We start from the raw sequence: 18,817 nt of genomic DNA on the forward strand, positions 1-18,817 counted from the left end.
ACCCGTCAGTTGAGCCGGTGCCTCGCCGCCCGGGCGTCCTGGCGGACCTTGGCGGCGGTGTCAGGATCGAAGGCGTCGAGGATCTGGGCGTAGGCGTCCATCTCGGCCGAGCCGCCGAGGAAGTCCCCTGTGCGGACCAGGATTTCGGCGCGTTCGAGGCGGAGCTGGGCGGGGTGGCGGGGCAGCAGCAGGGCGAGTTCGGTGGCCCAGAGCTGGGTGCGGGCGTGCTCGGGGCGGTCGGCGGCCCAGGCGCGGACGTTGCCGAGGACGCGGTGGACGATGTCGAGCGGCTGGGCCGGGGTGAGCAGCGCGGGCGTGAACTCGTGCCCGGTGGCCCGGACCAGGCGCTCCGCGTCGCTCGGGTCGAGCAGCCGCCCGCCGTGGAACGGGTCGGCCAGGACGTAGTCCTCGCCGCCGCCCGGGCCGCCGACGGCGACGATGAAGTGCCCGGGCAGGGCGATGCCGTGGACGGTGAGTCCGGCCCGCCGTCCGACCGCCATCCACACCAAGGACAACGTGATCGGGAGCCCGCGCCGCCGCCGCAGGACGTCCGGCAGCAGTGAGGACTCCAGCCGCCGGTAGTCGGACGGCTGCCCGTGGAAACGTTCCCGTCCGCCGAGGACGGCGGCCAGCAGGGCGGCGGTCTCCTCGGGCCCCGCGGGCGCCCGTTCGGCGACGGCGACGCGGACGGCGGCCGCGTGCCGGTCGAGCGCGGCCTCGCAGGCGGCGAGGAGGGCGTCGACGCTCGGCGGCTCCCCGGGGTCGTCCGGGTCGAGGACGGGGCCGTGTTCGACGGCGGCGAGCAGGCAGAGCAGCACCGGATCGGGGTGCTCGGCGCGGGCGGCGGTCCGGAAGCGGTGTCTGCTCTGCTCGGTCACGGTGACGGCGACGGCTTTCGTACGGCGGACGGGCAAAAGGGGCGAACTAGCCACAAGGGGCGAACGGGCTCAAGGGCGGGCGGGCCGGGCCCGGTACTACCCCTGGGGCAGCCGGGCGTAGTGGTAAGTGTGACTGGTCGTGAAGCCGAGTCCGTCATAGAGCGCGATCGCACCGGCGTTGTCCGCCTCGACCTGCAGGTAGGCGCCGGTGGCCCCCTCCTCGGCCGCGCGGGCGGCGAGCACCGCCATGACGGCCGTGGCCATCCCGGCCCGCCGGGCGTACGGCTGGACCTCGATCGCGCCGAAGCAGGCCCACGGCCCGTCGATGACGCAGCGTCCGATGGCCAGCGGCGGCTGACCCGGCGCGCCGGGCACGGTGGCGAACCAGACCGACGGCCCGCCGTGCAGGACCCGCCGGGCGGCCTCCTCCAGGGCCGGGTCGTCGGTCACCCGCCGGTACAGCGACAGCCACGACGCGTCCGCCGTCCGCGACAGCCGCACCTTGTCGTGCCCCGACCCGGTCCGGGCGAGCGCGGCGAGCGGGGCGGTGCGTACCAGCGTGGGGGCGTACGCCGCCCCCAGCCGGTCGAGTTCGGCCCGCAGCCCGTCCGGCGAGCCGGGCGTGACGACCTCGATCCAGGCGGGCAGCCCGCGCGCCGCGTACCAGGCCCGGACGGCGGTCAGCGCCTCCGGCAGCGGACGCCCGGGGTCGCCGAGCGCCTGGACGGAGTTGGCACGCCGGGTGAACCCGGCCGAGGCGCGCAGCGTCCAGTCGCCGAGCGCCTCCTGCTCGACGGCGGGCCAGCCGCGCGCCGCGGTCCGCTGGAGCTCGACGGGCGTGGCGTCGGGCAGCGGGGCGCGCCGGGCCGGGAAGAGCGGCACGACCTTGCCCGCGACCAGAAGCCGTTCCGCGAACGTGACCGGCTCGCCGGCCCGCGGCGCGATCGTCAATCCGTGATCGTCCCACGATGTGAGCACGCCGATCGCGTCACGGAAGACCGGCCGGTCGCCCACGAACCCGCAGACACGCCGGACGGACACGCGTCGTCCCACGTCAGAGCGATCTATCCGGACCTCCGGACGCTCCTGGACCGGCCCGCCTGCCCTCATCGGGGCACCTCCTGTGCATTTGCTGTCCCTGACCCGCGATACTAGGGGCGGGCATCGACGACGCCGCGCTCACCGCGCACGCGAGCAGAACAGAACGGGCCGCCACGGCCCTTCCGAGGAGGAACGACAGCGTGACTTACGTCATCGCGCAGCCTTGTGTCGACGTGAAGGACAAGGCGTGCATCGAAGAGTGCCCGGTTGACTGCATCTACGAGGGCCAGCGGTCCCTCTACATCCACCCGGATGAGTGTGTCGACTGTGGCGCTTGCGAGCCGGTCTGCCCGGTCGAGGCGATCTTCTACGAGGACGACACTCCCGAGGAGTGGAAGGACTACTACAAGGCGAACGTCGAGTTCTTCGACGACCTCGGTTCGCCCGGTGGCGCCTCGAAGCTCGGCCTGATCGAGCGCGACCACCCGTTCATCGCGGCCCTGCCGCCGCAGAACGCCGACCACTGACGACTGGTGGCATCTGAGCTGTGAGCACCGACAACAGCACGCGCGCGCCGTTCCCGGGTCACCCGGGGGCGGCGCGCCGCGTTTCGGACCTCCTGCCTGTGTTCCCCTGGGACAAGCTGGAGCCGTACAAGAAGACCGCCCTCGCCCACCCGGGCGGCCTCTGCGACTTCTCGGTGGGCACCCCGGTCGACCCGGTCCCCGAGGTGATCCAGAAGGCGCTGGCCGCGAACACCGACACGCCCGGCTATCCGACCGTCTGGGGCCCGGTGGAGCTGCGCGAGGCGATCGCCGGCTGGCTGCACCGCCGCTGCGGCGCCGACATCGGCCCGCAGGCCGTGCTGCCGACGGTCGGCTCCAAGGAGCTGGTGGCCTGGCTGCCGACCCAGCTCGGCCTCGGCCCGGGCGACCAGATCGCCTACCCGCGGCTGGCCTACCCGACGTACGAGGTGGGCGCGCGGCTGTGCGGCGCGGAGCCGGTCGCCTACGACTCGGTGGACGAGCTGGACGGCTCGCGTGTGCGCCTGCTCTGGGTGAACTCGCCGTCCAACCCGACCGGCCGGGTGCTGGGCGGGGAGGAGCTGCGCCGCGCGGTCGAGTGGGCCCGGGAACACCGGGTGCTGCTGGTCAGCGACGAGTGCTACCTGGAGCTGGGCTGGACGGCCGAGCCGGTCTCCGTCCTGCACCCGGACGTCTGCGGCACGAGCCACGAGGGCCTGCTGGCCGTCCACTCGCTGTCCAAGCGCTCCAACCTGGCCGGCTACCGCGCCTCCTTCGTGGCGGGCGACCCGGTGGTGGTCAGGGAGCTGCTGGAGGTGCGCAAGCACGGCGGCATGATCGTGCCCGAGCCCGTCCAGGCGGCGACGATCGCCGCGCTGGCGGACGACACGCACGTCGCCGAGCAGCGGCAGCGGTACGCGGCCCGGCGCTCGGCGCTGCGGGCGGCGCTGGAGGCCTACGGCTTCCGGATTGAGCACTCCCAGGCGAGCCTCTACCTGTGGGCGACCCAGGACCGCCCGTGCTGGGAGACCGTGGCCGAGCTGGCCGGGCTGGGCATCCTGGTGGCGCCCGGCGACTTCTACGGTCCGGCCGGTGACCGCTTCGTCCGGGTCGCGTTCACGGCGACGGACGAGCGGGTCGCCTCGGCCGTGGAACGGCTGAACGCGGCGCGCTAGCGGCACGGAGAGGGGCCGGTGTCATCCCGACACCGGCCCCTCTCGCACGTCCGCGGTCGGACTACAGCGCCAGCCCGCTGCCGGTGCCGCCGTTCACGCCGTGCAGCGTGCCGCCGGCCTGGCCGAGCGCGCCGGTCAGGCCGGACAGCGTGTTGTTCGAGCCGAGGTCGACGCCGCCGAGGCGGTTGGCCGAGCCGTGCTCGGCGAGGCCGAGGACGTCGGTGCCGTGCAGGCCGGCCGGCAGCTCGCGCTCCACGGAGCCCAGCTTGTCGGTGACCGTGCCGGTGCCGGGGACGGCGCCGGTCAGCTTGTCGGCGCCGGGCAGGCCCTGGGTGACGGAGCCGGCCGGGGCGAGCCCGTCGACCGGGCCGGCGGCGCCGCAGCGGGTGTCCGCACCCTTGGCGGTGACGGCCTGGCCGAGGTTGCCGGCCAGCGCGGAGGCGGTCGCCGGGGTGACCGTGGAGAGCTGGCCGGTGGTGATGGCGGTCCGGTCGACCGGGGCGGTCAGCGAGCCGGCCTTCTCCTTCGCCTCGGAGAGCTGGTTGGTGACGGCAGCGCGGGCCGCGTCGGCCGAGGTCGGTACGCCCGCGGCGACGGTGGTGGCGCCGGTGGCCTCGCCGAGCTGGTGGGTGGTCTGCTGGAGGCCGGCACCCGCGTCGGTGGTGGCCAGCTGGCCCAGCGGCGCGGCCAGATCGGTCTTGGGCAGGGCGTCGCTGCCCAGGGCGGACGCGGAGCCGGCCGCGACCAGCGGGGTCGCTCCGGCCGCCACGAGCAGCGCGGCCTGGGCGATCCGGCGCGTGAGGGGGTGAGACATGGGGCTCCTCGAAGGGTCTGGGGGTCCGTCCCGTCCGCCGGGCGGACGACGTGGTTACCGCTTGAGAAGCCAGAAGGTTGCGGCCGGTGCAAGGAAAGTGTCTGACCGACGATCGGATCGTATGACCACGGTGGCGGCACCCCTCGCCGCCACCGGGAGCCGTGGACGCGGCGCCCGGCAAGGGGAGTGACGGTTCTTCACCCGGGGTCGCCGGAACGGGCGGCCGGTCCACCGAAGTTGACCGGAATCACCCGTTCGGCGGCAACCCGTACGTCAGTGCGTCAGCCCTTGTCGGACGCGGCGAGGGTGACCTGGACGAGCTTGGTCGACGTCCCGGTCGGCTGCGGCTGCCAGCCGTCCTCCGACTTGGTCTTGCGCCAGATCTTCCCGTCGTAGGCGACCGTCGCGATGCCCAGCTGCTGGGCCTGGGCGACCGCCCAGTGCGCGACCTCCCAGCCGCTCGCCCGCTCGGCGCTCACGCCGCCGTCGGCCCCGGCGTCGGACGAGGAGGTCAGCGCGGCGGCGGCCGGGTCCGGGGTCAGCGCGACGGCGTTCTCGGCGCCCTTGATCGTCGACGAGTAGCCGGCGGCCGGGGTGACGGTGCGGCCGAACTCGCGGCGCACCCTGTCGGACAGCACCTGGGTGCGGTCCGGGGCCGCGGCCGCAGTGGCGGAGGCGCCCGCGGTGGGCGTCGCCGTGTCGTCCGCGTCCGGCTTGGTGTAGTCGTGCACCACGCAGGAGAACGAGCCGGGCTCGCGGCCGGCCAGCGCCGAGGTGAGCAGCGTCGCCTTGGTCTCGTGCTTGGCGTACGCCTGCGGGTAGCCGCTCTTCTGCACCGCCTGCGCCGCGTCGGTCAGCGGCAGCCGGGTGTAGCCGGGCACCTTGACGAGGCCGTCCAGGAACTTGTTGGTCGCGTAGACCGGGTCCGCGATCTGCTGCGGGGTGCCCCAGCCCATCGACGGACGCTGCTGGAACAGGCCGATCGAGTCCCGGTCGCCGCCCGCGAGGTTGCGCAGCTTGGACTCCTGCATGGCGGTCGCCAGCGAGATCGCCGTGGCCCGGTCCGGCAGCCCGCGCGAGCGCGCCACCGCCGCTATCGTCGCCGCGTTGGCGGCCTGCGGGATCTCCAGGGTGCCCTCGCCGGTCGAGGTCTTCACCGAGCAGCCCTCGGCCTCGGTCTGCTGGAAGCCGAACCACCACAGGCCGGCCACGGCCAGCCCGCCGACCAGCGCGAGGGCGAGCAGCCCGATCAGCACGAGCAGCAGCGCGCGCACCGGGCCGCGGCGGGGGGCCGCCAACTCGTCGCCCAGTTCCCCGCTCCTTCTCCTGGCCACCCGTTGCCCCTCTCGCGCCTGCATGCCTGATCCGACACCGTACCCACTCGGACGGGTGTGCGGCGCCCCCCGGTTGCCCTTGATCGCGCGTTCCGCGTCACAGGACGACCACACAGGGCACACATCACGCGGACTAGGCTGGCGCTCATGAGCACCTCCGACACGACGCCCCTGGACCTCACCCTCGACGGCGGCGCGCTGACCGCCCGGCTCGTCGACTTCCCGTCGGTGAGCGGCGACGAGCAGGCGCTCGCCGACGCCGTGGAGGCCGCCCTGCGCGGCTACCCGCACCTCACCGTCGACCGGTACGGCAACAACGTCGTGGCCCGCACCAACACGGGCCGCGCCGAGCGCGTCCTGCTCGCCGGCCACCTGGACACCGTGCCGATCGCCGACAACCTGCCGTCGTACGTCGACGGGGACCTGCTCTACGGCTGCGGCACCTCGGACATGAAGTCCGGCGTGGCCGTCCAGCTGCGGCTCGCCGCCACCGTGACCGAGCCCAACCGGGACCTCACCTTCGTGTTCTACGACTGCGAGGAGGTGGAGGCCCACCGCAACGGCCTCGGCCACCTGGCCAAGGAGCGCCCGGAGTGGCTGGCCGCCGACTTCGCGGTGCTGATGGAGCCGAGCGGCGCCGTCGTCGAGGGCGGCTGCCAGGGCACGCTGCGCGCGCAGATCCGGCTCACCGGCGTGCGGGCCCACGCGGCCCGCAGCTGGCTCGGCGACAACGCCATCCACCACGCCGCCGAGGTGCTCGCCCGGCTCGCGACGTACGAGCCGCGCCGGGTGGAGATCGACGGCCTGGAGTACCGCGAGGGCCTGAACGCCGTCCGGATCGACGGCGGCGTGGCCGGCAACGTCATCCCGGACGAGTGCGTCGTCACGGTCAACTTCCGCTACGCGCCGGACCGCACCGAGGCGGAGGCGGAGAAGCACGTCCGCGAGGTCTTCGACGGCTTCGAGCTGACCGTCACGGACTTCGCCCCGGGCGCCCTCCCCGGGCTCTCCCAGCCGGCCGCGCAGGCCTTCCTGGCGGCCACCGGCGGCGAGGCTCGGGCCAAGTTCGGCTGGACCGACGTCGCCCGGTTCAGCGCGCTGGGCGTCCCGGCGGTCAACTACGGCCCCGGGGACCCGAACCTCGCGCACAAGCGGGAAGAGCACTGCTCGCTGACCGCGATCGCGCAGACCGAGGAGCGGCTGCGCGCCTGGCTCACCAGCTGAGCCGCCGCGGTGGGCGGCCGGTCCCGCCGGCCGCCCGCACCTGAACGCCGTCTTCCGGTCGCCCAACCGTCCTTCCCCTGTTGCCTGAAAACGGGGATCGGCGGGCGTAGGGTTTCGTCATGACAGGCACAGGAGACGACAAGCACTACGGACACGGCCCCGAACAGGTCGGCGTGCCGCGGAAGAAGAAGGCCTGGCCCGAGAAGCAGAAGGGCCCGGTGCTGGTGCGCCGGGACCAGGTCGGCACCAGTACGACGGACCAGCGCCTGCTGGACACCACCGGGCCGACCGACTGGCTGCACACCGATCCGTGGCGGGTGCTGCGGATCACCTCCGAGTTCGTCGAGGGCTTCGGCGCCCTCGCCGAACTCCCGCCCGCGATCAGCGTCTTCGGCTCCGCCCGGACCCCGGCCGACTCGCCCGAGTACGAGGCCGGCGTGGCCATCGGCCGGGCGCTCGCCGAAGCCGGCTACGCGGTGATCACCGGCGGCGGCCCGGGCGCGATGGAGGCCGCCAACCGCGGTGCCACCGAGGCCGGTGGCCTCAGCGTCGGCCTCGGGATCGAGCTGCCCTTCGAGCAGGGGCTGAACGAGTTCGTCGACCTCGGGCTGAACTTCCGTTACTTCTTCGTCCGCAAGACGATGTTCGTGAAGTACGCCCAGGGGTTCGTGGTGCTGCCCGGCGGGCTGGGCACTCTGGACGAGCTGTTCGAGGCGCTCACCCTGGTGCAGACGAAGAAGGTCACCCGGTTCCCGGTGATCCTCTTCGGCAGCGCCTACTGGGGCGGCCTCTTCGAGTGGCTCAAGAACACCCTGGTCGCGCAGGGCAAGGCGGCCCCGCACGACCTGGAGCTGTTCCACATCACCGACGAGATCGACGAGGTCGTGAAGATCCTCGCCGACGCCCGCCGCCCGGCCGACGAGATCTAGCCGGCCGACGGGATCCGGCCGGCGGGCGGGATCCGAGCGTCTCCGGGAGGTGTCACGACAGCCCCCGGCGGGCGACCGCCGGGGGCCGGGTGCCGCGGATCGAGGCGACCATGTCCAGCACCTGCCGGGTCTCCGCGACCTGGTGCACCCGGTAGACCCGGGCGCCCAGCCAGGCCGAGACCGCGGTGGTCGCCAGGGTGCCGAGCAGCCGCTCGTCCACCGGCCTGTCGAGCGTCTCGCCGACGAAGTCCTTGTTGGACAGCGAGACCAGTACCGGGAAGCCGGTCGCGGTCATCTCCGGCAGCCGCCGGGTCGCCTCCAGCGAGTGCCGGGTGTTCTTGCCGAAGTCGTGCCCCGGGTCGATGATCACCGCGTCCCGCCGCACGCCGAGCTCCACCGCGCGCTCGGCCAGCCCGACGGTCACCCGCAGGATGTCCGCCATCACGTCCTCGTAGCCGACCCGGTGCGGCCGGGTGCGCGGCTCGGCGCCGCCCGCGTGGGTGCAGACCAGCCCCACGTCGTGCCGGGCGGCGACCTCGGCGAGCTTCGGGTCCACCCCGCCCCAGGCGTCGTTCAGCAGGTCGGCGCCCGCCTCGCACACCGCCTCGCCGACCTCGTGCCGCCAGGTGTCCACGCTGATCACCGCCTCGGGGTGGCGCTTGCGCAGCTCGGCCACGAACGGCACGGTGCGGCGCAGCTCCTCCTCGACCGTGACCTCGTCGCCGGGCCCGGCCTTCACCCCGCCGACGTCCAGGATCGCCGCGCCCTCGGCCATCGCGCGGTCGGCGGCGGCGAACGCGGCCTCGTCCGCGAAGGTCGCGCCCCTGTCGAAGAACGAGTCCGGGGTCCGGTTGACGATCGCCATGATCACCAGCTCGTCGTCACCGAACTCCCGCGGTCCCAGGCGCAGCACCACCGATGTCTCCTCCACAGCTCCCGCGGGTGCGATGATGGCCCCCGGCCTCACTGGGGACCATGCTGTCATGATCAGCTGGGTCCGGGCACTTCGTAACAGACCGGCCGGGAAGTCTGGAGGACAGCTCGTGTTCTGGGTGATCGTGGCCGCCATGGCCGTGGTGGTCGGCGGCGCCGCGCTGGTGGCGCTCGGCGGCGGCGGCTCGATGCCGGAGGCCGTGCAGGACCGCATCTCCGCGCGGCTGCCGCAGGACCGCCCGATCGGCAAGACCGACGTGGACGACCTGCGCCTGCCGATGGCCGTCCGCGGCTACCGGATGGACGAGGTGGACGACGTCCTGGACCGGCTCGGCGCCGAACTCGCCCACCGCGACTCGCGGATCGCCGAACTGGAGGCCGCCGCCCACCTGCGCGGCGCGGTCGAGGCCACCACCGGCCCGGACACCGGAGCCGAACCCCTGCCCGGCCTGGAGGAGTTCGCGAAGGTGGTCGAACCGGCCGAGGAGCCGACAGGGCCGACGGACTCGAAGGAGCCCGAGGCGCCCGAGGACGCGAAGCCGGTGAAGGACCAGTGACCGCACCCGGGGACGGCACCGCACTCGGCGCGGACGGCCTGCGCCGCTGCGGCTGGGGCGACTCGACCGACGACTACCGCGTCTACCACGACACCGAGTGGGGCCGCGCCGTGCACGGCGACGACGCCCTGTTCGAACGGGTCTGCCTGGAGGCCTTCCAGTCGGGCCTGTCCTGGCTGACCATCCTGCGCCGCCGCGAGGGCTTCCGGGCGGCGTTCGCCGGCTTCGAGATCGGCAAGGTCGCCGAGTTCGGCGAGGCCGACGTCGAGCGGCTGCTCGCCGACCCCGGCATCATCCGCAACCGGGCCAAGATCGAGGCGTCCATCGCCAACGCCCGGGCCGCCCGCGACCTCGACGGCGGCCTGGACGCGCTGATCTGGCGGTTCGCCGGAGACCCGGACCGGCCGGCCCCCCGCACGCTGGGGGAGGTGCCGGCCGTCACGCCCGAGTCGACGGCGCTCGCGAAGGCGCTGAAGAAGGAGGGCTTCCGCTTCGTCGGCCCCACCACCGCCTACGCGCTCATGCAGGCCTGCGGGCTGGTGGACGACCACCTGGCGGGCTGCCACGTCCGCACCTCGCGACAGGCCTGGGGCAGGATCTAGCGGCCCAGGTAGCGCGGCTTCTCCTTGGCGATGAAGGCGCGGACCGCGATCCGGTGATCCTCGCTGTCGCCGGCCAGGGTCTGCAGCTCGTCCTCCTTGTCGAGCAGTTCGTCCAGCGAGTGCGAAGCCCCGTACGCCAGCGACTCCTTGATGGCGCCGTACGCCACCGTCGGGCCGTCGGCCAGCTCCCGGGCGAAGACCCGTGCGGTGGCGGCGAGTTCCTCAGCCGCGACCACCTTGGTGGCCAGGCCCAGCTCCATCGCCTCGGTGGCCTTCACCGTCCGGGGCAGCATCAGCAGCTCGGTGGCCTTGGCGTGCCCGACCAGCCGGGGCAGCGTCCACGACGCACCCGAGTCGGCGGTCAGCCCGATCCCGGCGAACGCGGTGTTGAAACCGGCCTTCTCGGAGATGATCCGGAAGTCGCAGGCGAAGGCCAGCGAGGCACCCGCGCCCGCCGCCACCCCGCCGACCGCCGCGACCGTCGGCTTGCGCATGCCCGTCAGCGCCCGCACCAGCGGGTTGTAGTGCTCGCCGACGGTGCGCAGCGCTCCCTCGCCGGTCTCGTCGGCCTGCTTGAGCATCGTCAGGTGCTCGTTCAGGTCCTGCCCGACGCAGAACGCGCGCTCGCCCGCCCCGGTCAGCAGCACCGCCCGCACCGCCGGGTCGGCCGCCGCGGCGGCCACGGTGTCCCGCAGCGCGACCTTGGTGGCGACGTCCAGCGCGTTCATCGCCTCGGGGCGGTTGATGGTGATGACGGCCAGACCGCCGTCCAGCTCGTACAGCACGGAATCGGACATGGGCGAGGGCTCCCTCGTGATCGTCGCGGTGTCGGTCGTGTGCCAGGATGCCGGAGCGCGCGGCCAGCTGGGGAGTGTGAGGTATCGCACCTTCCGGTGCTGTCCGCACCGCCGCCGCGCCGGGGCTTATGACGGGAAATGGGCCGGTTGGGGGCGGTCCGGCCGTGGTTGCACCGAGAGTGATGTTGGTCATCAGGCCGTTGCATGCGGGATAATGGCTTCCGATCAATGCGTTCGATACCGGCGGTGGACGGACTGCCGGTGCGTAGCTGAGCGGTTGCAGGAAGGGGAACGAGCATGGCGGCCATGAAGCCGCGGACGGGTGACGGCCCGCTCGAAGTCACCAAAGAGGGGCGGGGCATCATCATGCGCGTTCCGCTCGAAGGCGGCGGACGCCTCGTGGTGGAGCTCACGCCTGACGAGGCCGACGCCCTGGGCGACGCCCTGAAGAAGGCCACTGGCTGACCGCAGCGGGTGCTCCCCATCTCCTGGAGATGTGCTGCCGGGCCCGGGTACGACGTCGCGTCGGCCCGGGCCCGCGGCTTCCCCGTCGCTGCCGCCTGACGGCTCGCTACCGCTTGACGGCGCAGAGCAGCCCGTCCGAGACCGGCAGCAGCGCGGGCAGCAGTGCCTCGCTCTCCCGGACGTCCCGGACGAGGTCCCGGACCGCGTGCGTCTGCGGGTCCTGCAGTTCGGGCTCGGCCAGCCGGCCCTCCTGGAAGACCCCCTCGAAGCAGACCATCCCACCCGGCCGGAGCAGCCGCAGCGCCTCCGCCAGGTACTCCCGCGACTCCGCCGGATCCCCGTCGCAGAACACCAGGTCGTACTGCCCGTCCGCGAGCCGCGGCAGCACCTCCAGCGCCCGGCCCGGTATGAACCGCGACCGGTTGGCCGCGAACCCGGCCGCCTGGTAGGGCCTCCCGGGCCAGCTGCTGGCGCACCGGCTCCGAGTCCACCGTCGTCAGCACGCCGTCCGGCCGCATCCCGCGCAGCAGGTAGACCCCCGAGACCCCCGTCCCGGTGCCGATCTCGGCCACCGCCTTGGCGTCCAGCGCGGCCGCCAGCAGCCGCAGACACGCTCCGCCGCTCGGCCCGATCGCTTTTATCCCGGTCCGTGCGGACTGTGCCCGGGCGTAGGTGAGCACCGCGTCCTCGCCGACGTAGGTGTCCGCGAGGGCCGCACGCGCGGGCCCGAACTCGCTGATGGCTGCCTCTTTCGGTGCCCCGGGTGGCGGCCCGGTGCCGGGGGATGTCGATATTTCCTGCCACAGATTACTGGCCGACCGGGAACCGCGTACGGTGGCGGGCCGTTGTGGAAGAGGGACCGGGTACGGGAAACCTCCCCGGCACTTTTATCCGGGCTTGACGGGTGAGGTGGATATGGTGGTGGCCCTGCTGGGCAGAAGAGCCGACCGAGGAGGTGTGGCCGAGGGCGACGTCCCCGTGCGGCGGCACCCCCGCGGCACCGCGTCGACCCGTACGCCGAAGCCCGTGATGAACCAGCCTGCGCACCCGAACCCGGACCAGCCCGCCGACGAGCTGTCGGAGGCCGGCGCCACCGAGGCCCCCGCCCTCGCGACCTTCACCGAGGGCCCCGACGCGCAGACCTGGACTCCGCCCACGTGGGAGGAGATCGTCGAGGCCCACAGCGCCCGCGTCTACCGCCTGGCCTACCGCCTGACGGGCAACCAGCACGACGCCGAGGACCTCACCCAGGAGGTCTTCGTCCGGGTGTTCCGCTCGCTGTCCACCTACACCCCCGGCACGTTCGAGGGCTGGCTGCACCGGATCACCACCAACCTGTTCCTGGACATGGTCCGCCGCCGCCAGCGCATCCGCTTCGACGCGCTCGCCGAGGACGCGGCCGAGCGGCTGGCCTCCCGCGAGCCCAGCCCGGCCCAGCACTTCAGCGACACCCACTTCGACGCCGACGTGCAGCAGGCCCTGGACACCCTCGCCCCGGAGTTCCGCGCCGCCGTGGTGCTCTGCGACATCGAGGGCCTGTCCTACGAGGAGATCGCCGCCACGCTGGGCGTCAAGCTCGGCACCGTCCGCAGCCGCATCCACCGCGGCCGTTCGCACTTGCGTGCCGCCCTCAAGCACCGCGCCCCCGGCTCGGCCCCCGGCCGTGAGCGCCGCGGCGGCTCGGAGGAGCCGGTGCCGGTCGGCGCCGTCGCCGGCGAGGCCGCGGCAGCGGCGGGCGGGCGCGGACGGAGGCGATCGTGAGCGGGACCGGCCAGTCGGGGCCGGGCCGGCCGGAGTCGTCCGGCAAGTCCGGTACCAGGCGGGGCTGGGCCCTGCCGGGCCGTCGCGGCAGCGACGAGCCGGGCGAGAGCGGGCTGCCCGCCGCCACCCCGGAGCCCGGCGACGCGGCGCCGCGCGCCGTCGCCGTACGCCCCGCCGAACCCGCCGCCGAGGAGCACCACCTCGGCGAGCGCCTCTCCGCCTTCCTCGACGGCGAGCTCGGACACGACTCGCGCGATCGCGTCCAGTCCCACCTGGCGACCTGCCCGCAGTGCCTCGCCGAGGCCGACGCGGGCCGCGCCGTCAAGCACCTGCTCACCCGCACCGGCACCCCCGGCCCGTCCTCGGCACTGATGGCCCGGCTGATGGCCGTCGGCAGCCTCGACGACGACCCGGCGGACGACGACGACCTGCCCGGCGGCGGAGTCGCGGCCCCCGGCACGCTCGGCGGCAGCCGGCTGACCGGCGGTTCCTTCGGCCGCGGCGCCGGTGCCTCCTTCGGCGCGGGCGCGCTCGGCGCCGACACTCCGCTGCCCGGCGTCGACCCGCGCGCGTTCGGTCGCGGCGGGGCGGTGCTGCGCCCGCTGATCGGCCGCCGGGCCGAGCGCCCCGAGGCTCCCGTCCGGCCGCAGCCGGCCGCCGCGGCAGCCGCCGTCCGGCCGTCCGCACCGCGCGGCCGGCGCTTCGTCTTCGCCGCCGCGGGCGCCTTCTCGGTGGCCGCGGTGACGCTGGGCGGCGTCGGCGGCGTCACCGCGCAGAGCGAGGACCAGCACGGCACCTCGGTCAGCCCGGCCGGCGACACCGGCCGCTCCGGCGGGCTGGTCCCGATGACCGCGCAGGTCCCGGTGGACTTCCCGGTCCGCCCGGTCGCCGCCACCCGCAACGCGACCCCGTCGCCGCTCCCGGACCACACCCCGGGCGGGCTGGCCGCCCTGCACCAGGAACCCCGTTAGACGCCGCGCGCGACGCACACGGCCACCGGCAGGTCTTCACCACGGGTTCGTCACACCGTGGCCACGGGGACCGGCCGGTGGCCATTACCCTGTAGGAACCGTCGTCCGGCGAGCTAGGGAGCTTAGGTGTTCAGCGACGTAGGCGGGCTGGAGATCCTGACCCTGATCGTGATGGCGATCATCATCTTCGGCCCCGACAAGCTGCCGAAGCTGATCCAGGACACCATGGGCTTCATCCGGAAGGTCCGGTCCTTCGCGGACAGCGCGAAGGAGGACATCCGCAGCGAGCTGGGCCCCGAGTTCAAGGACTTCGAGTTCGAGGACCTGCACCCGAAGACCTTCGTCCGCAAGCAGCTCATGGGCGGTCAGGACGACCCGCTGGGCTTCAAGGACATGAAGGACTCGCTCGACATCCGGTCCGTCCTGGACGACAAGCCCGCCGCCCCCGTGACCGGCCGCACCGGCGGCGTCGGCTTCGAGAAGGCCGCCGCCGCGTCCTCCGGCCCGCCGCTCCAGCCCGGCGAGCGCCCCCCGTTCGACCCCGACGCGACCTGACCGCGCCTGCGCTCCGGCCACGCCGCCGCCCCGCTCGCCCGCACGGTTTGAGCGGGGCGGCGGCGTGCGCGCCGCTATTGTGCTGATTGCTCCCGACGGGCCGTCCGCCGGATTCCGCGTTCCCGTGGACCGAAGACGCCTCGCGGGAGCGCCGCGGTACGCCAGGATGGGAGCGCGCCACGGCAGGCATACGTGCGTTTGAGGAGGCCCGGGGATGGACGCGACGAGTCAGGCGGTGGGGACGACGGCGACGGCCGGCAGCCCGGTGGTGGGCGGGCAGGCAGGCCCGGCGGACCCGCTGGTGCCGTACCTGTCCGCCGACTTCCCCTGGTACGGCCTGGACGACGCCTGGACCGGCCGCCGCTACCTGATGCAGGCCGGTGCGGGGGGCGTGCGCACCGGGGCCGCCAGCGTCGACTACGGCACCCTCGGCCACGGCGAGGACCCGGCCAGGCAGTACGAGCCGCGCGACACGCGGAAGTTCGCCGTCGTGGTGACCGTGGCCCGCCGCGACAGCCGCCGCAGCGCCGACAACACCGGCACCCTGGAGGCGACGTCCGCCTCCTCCGCCGCCTGGCTGGCCGGCTGCGGCCTGCTCACCGCGACCTGGCCCGGGCAACTGGACCGGGCGCTGCGCCAGGACTGGCTGGAGCAGCAGAGCGCCATCGCCTGGGACCTCGCCGACGACCTGTCCGGCCCCGGCTGGTCCACCCTCAGCCTCCCGGTCAACGGCCTGCCGCAGCCCTTCCGCTACCGCGAGTCCGAGTACGGCTGGGTGCTCGCCGGCGAGGCCCCCGGCGTCCTGCTCGGCGCCTACGGCCGCGGCGTGAGCGCCTACGGCACCGGCTTCGCCACCGTCCCCGACCTCACCACGTACACCTGCCCGTAGCCGCTCCTGCGCTCGTCCTCGGAGCGTCCTCGGAGCGTGCTCGGAGCGTGCTCGGCGGACGTGCCGAAGGCCGGGTGGCGAGCCACCCGGCCTTCGGTTCCCGGCGGTCCGTCAGAACTTGTTCTTGGGCGTCAGGCCGAGGGAGAGCCCGGACAGGCCGCGCTGGCGGCCGCCCAGCTTGCCGGCGACGGCGCGCAGGGCGGCGCCGGCCGGGGAGTCGGGGGCGGCGAGCACGACCGGGCGGCCGTCGTCGCCGCCCTCGCGCAGGCGGACGTCGATCGGGATCGAGCCGAGCACGGGGACGGTCGCGCCGACGGTGCGGGTGAGCGCGTCCGCGACGGTCTGGCCGCCGCCGGTGCCGAAGACGTCGATCATCTCGTCGCAGTGCGGGCACGGCATGCCGGACATGTTCTCGATCACGCCGACGATCTTCTGGTGGGTCTGCACCGCGATGGTGCCGGCCCGCTCGGCCACCTCGGCGGCGGCCATCTGCGGGGTGGTGACGATCAGGATCTCCGCGTTGGGGATCAGCTGGGCCACCGAGATCGCGATGTCGCCGGTGCCGGGCGGCAGGTCCAGCAGCAGCACGTCCAGGTCGCCCCACCACACGTCGGCGAGGAACTGCTGGAGCGCGCGGTGCAGCATCGGGCCGCGCCAGACCACCGGGGCGTTGCCCGGGGTGAACATGCCGATCGAGATGACCTTCACGCCGTTCGCCTGCGGCGGCATGATCATGTCCTGGACCTGGGTCGGCCGGCCCTCGACGCCCAGCATGCGCGGCACGCTGTGGCCGTAGATGTCGGCGTCCACCACGGCGACCTTCAGGCCGTCCGCGGCCATCGCGGCGGCCAGGTTGACCGTCACGGAGGACTTGCCGACGCCGCCCTTGCCGGAGGCGACGGCGTAGACCCGGGTCAGCGTGCCCGGCTTGGCGAACGGGATCTCCCGCTCGGGGGCGCCGCCGCGCAGCAGCTGGGACAGCTCCTTGCGCTGCTCGTCGCTCATCACGTCGAGTTCGACCTCGACGCCGGTCACGCCGGGGACCTTCCCGACCGCCTCGCGGACGCGGGTGACGATGGTCTCGCGCATCGGACAGCCGGAGACGGTCAGGTAGACCGCGACGCGCACCGCGCCGCCCTCGGCGATCTCGACCGATTTCACCATGCCGATCTCGGTGATCGGGCGGTTGATCTCCGGGTCGTTGACGGTCGCGAGCGCCTGGCGTACGGACTCCTCCGTGACGCCGACCGCGACCTCTGTCTCGTTGGCCATGCCTTGATGGTACGGCGCTGGACGAGCCCCTTAACCCGCCGGTAGCGTGCCGCCGGTCACAGCGCCTCCGACGCCTCCCGGCGGTCGTCGATGTCCTTGAGCAGCGCCTGGAGTTCGGAGCGGATGAAGTCGCGGGTGGCGACCTCGCCGAGCCCGTGCCGCAGCGCGGCCACCTCGCGGGTCAGGTACTCGGTGTCCGCGATGTTGCGGTCGCTGCGGGACCGGTCCTGCTCCATGTTGACCCGGTCCCGGTTGTCCTGGCGGTTCTGCGCGAGCAGGATCAGCGGGGCCGCGTACGAGGCCTGGAGGGACAGCACCAGGGTGAGGAAGATGAACGGGTAGCTGTCGAACCGGACGGACTCCGGCAGCAGGGTGTTCCAGGCCACCCAGATGATGATCACGACCGTCATCCAGACGATGAACCGTCCGGTGCCGAGGAAGCGCGCGATCCGCTCGGAGAGCTTGCCGAAGGCCTCCGGGTCGTAGGAGGGCAGCGTGATCAGGCCTGGCCGGGCGGTGCGCGGCTGGTCGAGCCGGGCCCGGGCCGAGCCGGTGACCTGCACGGCCTCGGCGCGGCGGTCCCGGCCGCCCTCGCGGGTGCGCAGATCGCGCAGCTGGCGCAGCTGGCGCAGTTCGCTCTGCAGGCGCCGGCGCGCGGGCTCGTCGTTCGCCCGCCCCTTGCGGTCAGCGTCCACCGGTCACCCCTTCGCTCTCGTGCTGGTCGTGGTCGTGGTCGCGGGCGTGCAGCGCGGCGTCGCGCCAGTCCTCCGGCAGCAGGTGGTCGAGCACGTCGTCGACGGTCACCGCGCCGAGCAGGTGGTCCGCCTCGTCGACGACCGGGGCGGCGACCAGGTTGTAGGTCGCCAGGTAGCTGGTGATCAGCGACAGCGGGGTGTCCGGCGGCAGCGGGTCGAGGTCGTCGTCGACCAGCGAGCCGACCAGGACGTACGGGGGTTCGCGCAGCAGCCGCTGGAAGTGCACGGTGCCCAGGTACCGGCCGGTCGGGGTCTCGCTCGGCGGGCGGCAGACGAACACCTGCGCGGCGAGCGCGGGCTTGTGGTCGCGGACCCGGATCCGGGCCAGCGCCTCGGCCACCGTGGCGTCCGGCTCCAGGACGACCGGCTCGGTGGTCATCAGACCGCCCGCGGTGTCCTCCTCGTAGGCCAGCAGGCGGCGGACCGGCTCGGCCTCGTCGGGCTCCATCAGCTGGAGCAGGCGCTCGGCCTCGTCGCCGGGCAGCTCGGAGAGCAGGTCGGCGGCGTCGTCCGGGTCCATCGCCTCCAGGACGTCGGCGGCGCGCTCGTCCTTGAGCTTGCCGATGATCTCGACCTGGTCGTCCTCGGGCAGCTCCTCCAGGACGTCGGCGAGCCGCTCGTCGTCGAGCGCCGCGGCCACCTCGGCGCGGCGCTTGGCGGAGAGGTGGTGCATGACGCCGGCCAGGTCGGCCGGGCGAAGCTGCTCGAAGGTGGCGAGCAGGTTGGCGGCGCCCTGGTCCTGCTCGGGCAGCGTGAAGCCGGTGACGTCCTGCCAGTCCAGGGTCAGCCGCTCGCCCTTGCCCTTGCGCAGCCGCCCGGCCCGGCCGAGCTGGACGAAGAGCTTGCTGATCTCCCACTCGCGCAGCCGGGTCTGGATCATGCCGACGTCCAGCACGGTGACCGGCTCGCCGTTCTTGGACCAGGTGACGGTGCGGTCCAGCAACTCGGCGAGGACGAGCGTCTCGTTGGGGCGCTGCTCGAAGCGGCGCATGTTGATCACGCCGGTGGTGAGCACCTGGCCGGACTCCAGGCTGGTCACCCTGGTCATCGGCAGGAAGATCCGGCGCCGCCCGACCACCTCGACCACCAGCCCCAGGACCCGGGGCGGGCGGCCGCCGAGCCGCAGCGAGACGACGACGTCCCGGACCCGGCCGACCTGGTCGCCGTTCGGGTCGAAGACCGCGATGGCGGAGAGATGGGAGATGAAGACCCGGGTGCCTGGCCCTGCCATGAACTCCCTCGACTCGCTCGATGCCGTGCTCGGTACGCCGGGGCGTACCCGCGGCCAAGGCTACCCGCGGGGCGCGGGCCCGGCCCGGCGAGGCACGGTACCGACAGCGG

At 73.7% G+C, this 18,817-nt stretch carries 20 protein-coding genes and 1 pseudogene; 11 read left to right on the forward strand and 10 right to left on the reverse strand.

Annotation, left to right across the window (positions count from 1 at the left end):
• Window positions 1-5 precede the first annotated feature (5 nt).
• Window positions 6-878, reverse strand: a complete 873-nt coding sequence (locus F7Q99_RS16710; protein WP_326846743.1) for a transglutaminase-like domain-containing protein — start codon at window positions 876-878, stop codon at window positions 6-8.
• Window positions 879-974: 96 nt separating this feature from the next.
• Window positions 975-1,988, reverse strand: coding sequence for a GNAT family N-acetyltransferase (locus F7Q99_RS16715; RefSeq protein ID WP_153462403.1), 1,014 nt, complete (start codon window positions 1,986-1,988; stop codon window positions 975-977).
• Between the two features lie 131 nt (window positions 1,989-2,119).
• Between F7Q99_RS16715 and fdxA the strand changes: the two genes are divergently transcribed.
• Both fdxA and dapC read left to right on the forward strand, forming a co-directional pair.
• A complete protein-coding gene (gene fdxA, locus F7Q99_RS16720; protein ID WP_030287402.1) occupies window positions 2,120-2,446 on the forward strand; it encodes a ferredoxin in 327 nt (108 codons plus the stop codon).
• A 20-nt stretch (window positions 2,447-2,466) separates the two neighbouring features.
• On the forward strand, window positions 2,467-3,618 hold the full coding sequence (dapC, locus tag F7Q99_RS16725; protein ID WP_326846745.1) for a succinyldiaminopimelate transaminase: 1,152 nt from the start codon (window positions 2,467-2,469) through the stop codon (window positions 3,616-3,618).
• Between the two features lie 61 nt (window positions 3,619-3,679).
• Here the strand turns inward: dapC and F7Q99_RS43660 are convergent, their stop codons facing one another.
• Both F7Q99_RS43660 and F7Q99_RS16735 read right to left on the reverse strand, forming a co-directional pair.
• Window positions 3,680-4,432 carry a hypothetical protein gene (locus F7Q99_RS43660; protein WP_407697793.1) on the reverse strand — a complete coding sequence of 251 codons (753 nt, stop codon included), beginning with the start codon at window positions 4,430-4,432 and terminating at the stop codon, window positions 3,680-3,682.
• Between the two features lie 281 nt (window positions 4,433-4,713).
• Window positions 4,714-5,766 carry a hypothetical protein gene (locus tag F7Q99_RS16735; protein ID WP_195911095.1) on the reverse strand — a complete coding sequence of 351 codons (1,053 nt, stop codon included), beginning with the start codon at window positions 5,764-5,766 and terminating at the stop codon, window positions 4,714-4,716.
• A 147-nt stretch (window positions 5,767-5,913) separates the two neighbouring features.
• Here F7Q99_RS16735 and dapE point away from each other — a divergent pair, with 147 nt between their 5' ends.
• Window positions 5,914-6,990: a succinyl-diaminopimelate desuccinylase gene (gene dapE / locus F7Q99_RS16740; protein WP_153462405.1), complete on the forward strand. Its 1,077-nt coding sequence runs from the start codon at window positions 5,914-5,916 to the stop codon at window positions 6,988-6,990.
• Between the two features lie 119 nt (window positions 6,991-7,109).
• Window positions 7,110-7,919 (forward strand): LOG family protein, encoded by an 810-nt coding sequence (locus F7Q99_RS16745; RefSeq protein ID WP_230210243.1) that lies wholly within the window; start codon window positions 7,110-7,112, stop codon window positions 7,917-7,919.
• Window positions 7,920-7,971: 52 nt separating this feature from the next.
• Here the strand turns inward: F7Q99_RS16745 and folP are convergent, their stop codons facing one another.
• Window positions 7,972-8,784 carry a dihydropteroate synthase gene (gene folP, locus F7Q99_RS16750; protein WP_195911232.1) on the reverse strand — a complete coding sequence of 271 codons (813 nt, stop codon included), beginning with the start codon at window positions 8,782-8,784 and terminating at the stop codon, window positions 7,972-7,974.
• A 178-nt stretch (window positions 8,785-8,962) separates the two neighbouring features.
• Between folP and F7Q99_RS16755 the strand changes: the two genes are divergently transcribed.
• Complete coding sequence (locus tag F7Q99_RS16755) at window positions 8,963-9,409, forward strand: DivIVA domain-containing protein (protein ID WP_326846746.1); 447 nt, start codon at window positions 8,963-8,965, stop codon at window positions 9,407-9,409.
• Window positions 9,406-10,011 (forward strand): DNA-3-methyladenine glycosylase I, encoded by a 606-nt coding sequence (locus F7Q99_RS16760; RefSeq protein ID WP_326846747.1) that lies wholly within the window; start codon window positions 9,406-9,408, stop codon window positions 10,009-10,011. The genes F7Q99_RS16755 and F7Q99_RS16760 overlap by 4 nt, the downstream gene beginning before the upstream one ends.
• On the opposite strand, the gene F7Q99_RS16765 is transcribed toward F7Q99_RS16760, so the two are convergent.
• On the reverse strand, window positions 10,008-10,808 hold the full coding sequence (locus F7Q99_RS16765; RefSeq protein WP_153462409.1) for an enoyl-CoA hydratase-related protein: 801 nt from the start codon (window positions 10,806-10,808) through the stop codon (window positions 10,008-10,010). The two genes, F7Q99_RS16760 and F7Q99_RS16765, sit on opposite strands and share 4 nt — an antisense overlap.
• Before the next feature lie 297 nt (window positions 10,809-11,105).
• On the opposite strand from F7Q99_RS16765, the gene F7Q99_RS16770 reads away from it, so the two are divergent.
• On the forward strand, window positions 11,106-11,273 hold the full coding sequence (locus tag F7Q99_RS16770; RefSeq protein WP_153462411.1) for a DUF3117 domain-containing protein: 168 nt from the start codon (window positions 11,106-11,108) through the stop codon (window positions 11,271-11,273).
• Window positions 11,274-11,379: 106 nt separating this feature from the next.
• Here the strand turns inward: F7Q99_RS16770 and F7Q99_RS16775 are convergent.
• Window positions 11,380-11,905, reverse strand: a pseudogene (locus F7Q99_RS16775) (O-methyltransferase).
• 397 nt (window positions 11,906-12,302) lie between these two features.
• On the opposite strand from F7Q99_RS16775, the gene sigE reads away from it, so the two are divergent.
• From sigE to F7Q99_RS16795, 4 genes are all read left to right on the forward strand, one after another.
• On the forward strand, window positions 12,303-13,034 hold the full coding sequence (sigE, locus tag F7Q99_RS16780) for an RNA polymerase sigma factor SigE (RefSeq protein WP_407697859.1): 732 nt from the start codon (window positions 12,303-12,305) through the stop codon (window positions 13,032-13,034).
• Complete coding sequence (locus F7Q99_RS16785) at window positions 13,031-14,005, forward strand: zf-HC2 domain-containing protein (protein ID WP_153462415.1); 975 nt, start codon at window positions 13,031-13,033, stop codon at window positions 14,003-14,005. Before sigE ends, F7Q99_RS16785 begins: the two co-directional genes overlap by 4 nt.
• 126 nt (window positions 14,006-14,131) lie before the next feature.
• The gene (locus tag F7Q99_RS16790) at window positions 14,132-14,560 is read left to right on the forward strand and encodes a sec-independent translocase (RefSeq protein ID WP_326846748.1); all 429 of its coding nucleotides are present in this window, start codon (window positions 14,132-14,134) and stop codon (window positions 14,558-14,560) included.
• A gap of 214 nt (window positions 14,561-14,774) precedes the next feature.
• Window positions 14,775-15,449, forward strand: a complete 675-nt coding sequence (locus tag F7Q99_RS16795) for a hypothetical protein (RefSeq protein ID WP_153462417.1) — start codon at window positions 14,775-14,777, stop codon at window positions 15,447-15,449.
• Between the two features lie 111 nt (window positions 15,450-15,560).
• On the opposite strand, the gene F7Q99_RS16800 is transcribed toward F7Q99_RS16795, so the two are convergent.
• From F7Q99_RS16800 to F7Q99_RS16810, 3 genes are read right to left on the reverse strand one after another with little or no spacing between them, the layout of a single operon-like run.
• Complete coding sequence (locus F7Q99_RS16800) at window positions 15,561-16,721, reverse strand: Mrp/NBP35 family ATP-binding protein (RefSeq protein ID WP_153462419.1); 1,161 nt, start codon at window positions 16,719-16,721, stop codon at window positions 15,561-15,563.
• A 56-nt stretch (window positions 16,722-16,777) separates the two neighbouring features.
• On the reverse strand, window positions 16,778-17,365 hold the full coding sequence (locus F7Q99_RS16805) for a DUF1003 domain-containing protein (RefSeq protein WP_153466275.1): 588 nt from the start codon (window positions 17,363-17,365) through the stop codon (window positions 16,778-16,780).
• Between the two features lie 40 nt (window positions 17,366-17,405).
• The gene (locus F7Q99_RS16810) at window positions 17,406-18,707 is read right to left on the reverse strand and encodes a magnesium transporter MgtE N-terminal domain-containing protein (RefSeq protein WP_153462420.1); all 1,302 of its coding nucleotides are present in this window, start codon (window positions 18,705-18,707) and stop codon (window positions 17,406-17,408) included.
• Window positions 18,708-18,817: the final 110 nt, after the last annotated feature.

Origin of the sequence: Streptomyces kaniharaensis, from assembly GCF_009569385.1 — a bacterium.
GTDB lineage: Bacteria > Actinomycetota > Actinomycetes > Streptomycetales > Streptomycetaceae > Kitasatospora > Kitasatospora kaniharaensis.